Origin of the sequence: Aeromicrobium sp. (assembly GCF_036676885.1) — a bacterium.
GTDB lineage: Bacteria > Actinomycetota > Actinomycetes > Propionibacteriales > Nocardioidaceae > Aeromicrobium.
This window is the reverse complement of the sequence record NZ_JAKFCB010000027.1, coordinates 1-2,908: the sequence shown is the minus strand read 5'-3', so window position 1 is coordinate 2,908 and position 2,908 is coordinate 1. Positions and strand designations below refer to the sequence as shown.

4 protein-coding genes are annotated in these 2,908 nt (G+C 66.9%); all 4 read right to left on the bottom strand.

What is annotated here, in order from left to right; translation table 11 throughout:
* A partial coding sequence (locus V6M46_RS01560) for a family 1 glycosylhydrolase (RefSeq protein WP_332661951.1) occupies positions 1 to 626 on the bottom strand: 626 nt, incomplete at its 3' end.
* Entirely contained in the window at positions 623 to 1,444 is an 822-nt protein-coding gene (locus V6M46_RS01555; protein ID WP_332661950.1) for a carbohydrate ABC transporter permease, read from the bottom strand. The genes V6M46_RS01560 and V6M46_RS01555, both read right to left, overlap by 4 nt.
* A 1-nt stretch (position 1,445) precedes the next feature.
* Complete coding sequence (locus V6M46_RS01550) at positions 1,446 to 2,357, bottom strand: carbohydrate ABC transporter permease (RefSeq protein ID WP_332661949.1); 912 nt, start codon at positions 2,355 to 2,357, stop codon at positions 1,446 to 1,448.
* 129 nt (positions 2,358 to 2,486) lie between these two features.
* Positions 2,487 to 2,908: extracellular solute-binding protein (locus V6M46_RS01545; RefSeq protein WP_332661948.1), on the bottom strand; the 422-nt coding region annotated here is incomplete at its 5' end.

Here is a 2,908-nt window from a genome sequence, read left to right as displayed (position 1 = left end):
CGCTGCACCGCGAGCCCGTGGCCCAGCATCAGGTGGTGCGATGCCGCGACCGCGTCGGCCGGATCCGTACGCCCGGGAGCGTGGATGCCGCTCGCATAGCCGAGGAACGCCGCGCACCACGGCTCGTTGAGCGTGATCCAGTGCTTGACCCGGTCTCCGAGTGCCTCGGCGATGATCGCGGTGTAGTCGGCGAACCGCTCGGCCGTGTCGCGCACGGGCCAGCCGCCGGCCTGCTCGAGCGCCTCCGGCAGGTCCCAGTGGTAGAGCGTCGTCCACGGCGTGATGCCCTTGGCGAGCAGCTCGTCGACGAGCCGGTCGTAGAACGCGATGCCCGGTGCGTTGCCCGAGCCGATCCCGTCCGGCTGGACCCGCGGCCACGCCACCGAGAAGCGGTAGGCGTTGAGGCCGAGGTCGGCCATGAGGGCGACGTCCTCGCGGTAGCGGTGGTAGTGATCGACCGCGACCGCGCCGGTGTCGCCCTGGTCGACCCGCCCGGGCGTCGCCGCGAACGTGTCCCAGATCGACGGCGTACGCCCGTCCTCGTCGACCGCGCCCTCGATCTGGTACGACGAGGTCGCCGCGCCCCAGAGGAAGTCGGCGGGGAATGCCGAGATGTCGAGAGTCATGCCTTGAGTCCACCTTCCATGATGCCGCCGATGATCTGGCGACCGAACACGATGAAGACCACGACCAGCGGCAAGGTGCCGATGAGGGTGCCGGCCATGATGAGCGACTGGTCGGAGTAGTAGCCGCTCGACAAGCGGGACAACGCCACCTGCACGGTGGGGTGCTCCGAGTCGAGGGTGAGGAACGGCCACAGGAAGTCGTTCCAGCGCTCCATGAACGTCAGCAGGCCGAGCACTGCCGCGGCCGGGCGCAGCGCCGGGAAGACGATGCTGAAGAAGATGCGGAACGTCGACGCGCCGTCGACCCTGGCGGCCTCGATCATCTCGTCGGGGATCGCCTGCTCGGCGAACTGCCGCATCATGAACACGCCGAATCCGGCGACGATGAACGGCAGGATGACGGACTCGAGCCTGCCGTTGAGGCCCAGCTTGGTCATCAGCATGTAGAGCGGGATGAGACCCAGCTGCACCGGCACCATCATCGTGCCGATGACGAACAGCAGGAGCGCGTTGCGGCCGCGGAACTTGAGCTTGGCGAACGCGAATCCGGCCAGCGACGACGTGATGACGACGCACACCGTGGAGACCGTGGCGACGATCAGGCTGTTGAGCAGCGCCTGGCCGAACAGCACATCAGGGTTGGCGAACACCCGGTCGACGTTGGAGAACAGGTTGCCGCCGATCCAGAACGGCGGCGGCAGCGACACGATCTCGTCGTTGGCCCGCGACGCCATCACGAGCATGAAGTAGATGGGGCCGGCCGACAGGATCAGCGTCGCGATCAGGCCCACGTAGAGAAGCGGGTTCCGGGTCTTCATCTCAGTCCACCGACTTGATCCGGCGCAGCAGCGCCACGTTGATCACCGCGAAGACCGCGATGATGAGGAACAGGACCCACGCGACCGTGGAGGCGTACCCGAAGCGTTGTGCCGTGAAGGCCTGCTGCACGAGATACATCGCCACGGTCTGGAACTGACCGCTGTTGCCACCGGCGATCGCGTTGACACCCGTACCGAACAGCAGCGGCTCCGTGAACAGCTGGACGCCACCGATCGTGGCGACGATCGAGACGAAGATGATCGTCGGCCGCAGCATCGGCACCGTGATCGACCAGAACTGGCGCCACGCGGAGGCCCCGTCGATCCGGGCAGCCTCGTAGAGCTCCTTGGGCACCGACTGCAGCGCAGCGAGCAGGATCAGCGCGTTGTAGCCGGTCCAGCGCCAGTCGACCATGATCGAGATGGCGAGCCAGGACGACCAGCGGTGACGCTGCCAGTCGACCGGACTGAGCCCGATGGAGTCGAGGGCCCAGTTCACGACTCCGTAGTCACGGGCGAAGATCAGGCTGAAGATGATGCCGACGGCCGCCACCGACGTCACGTTGGGCAGCAGCACGCCCATACGCCAGAACGTTCGCCCGCGCAGCTTGGAGTTGAGCACCTGCGCCAGCACGGTCGCCATGATCAGCTGCGGGATGGTGGCCAGCAAGAAGATGCCGACGGTGTTGGTCAATGCTCGCCAGAAGTCGGAGTCCTGCATCAGCTCGCGGTAGTTGGCGAAGCCGACGTATCCCTGATCACCCGCGAGCAGGCCCCAGTCGTGCAGGGAGACCCACGCGGTGTAGATCAGCGGGAACAGTCCGAAGATCGCGAAGACGATGAAGAAGGGGGAAATGAAGGCGTACGGGGCGACGCGGGCCTCGGTCTTGTCGAACCGATCGCGAATCCTCAAGTGAGCTCTCCTGCTGGGTCCGGTGCCTGCGCCCGCTGGAGGACAGGCGCAGGCACCGGAGACATGGGGTCGTACGGGTTGGTCGTGCTCGGCCGGCGCCACACCCGCGGGTGAGGCGCCGGCCGGAGCCTACTTGGCCGCCTTCTCGGCGGCCTTGATGGCCGCGGGCCAACCGTCCGACTCGGAGCGCTCGCCGCTCTCCACGCCGCGAAGGACGTTCTCGAACGCGTCACGGACGGGCACGTTCTTGGCACCGAGATAGACCGGCTCCAGGTTCTTCGCACCGGCCACGAACAGCTGACCGATCGGAGCATCGTTGAAGTACGGGTTCGTGGCGTCCTTGAGCTGCGGCGTGTCGTAGAGCGCCGGGAGGGAGGGCAGTCGGCCTTCGCTCTCGAACGCGCCCATCTGGCCCTCTTCGCTCGCCAGGAACTTGATCAGCTCGATGGCCACGTCCTGGTGCTTGCTGGACTTGGGCACCGCGAGCCACGATCCGCCCCAGTTGCCGCCACCACCGGGCACCGTGGCGATGTCCCACTTGCCGGTGAAGG

Bases quoted from the DNA above. Each gene is read 5' to 3' on its own strand.
- V6M46_RS01555 (WP_332661950.1), bottom strand. From the start codon at position 1,444: ATGAAGACCCGGAACCCGCTTCTCTACGTGGGCCTGATCGCGACGCTG.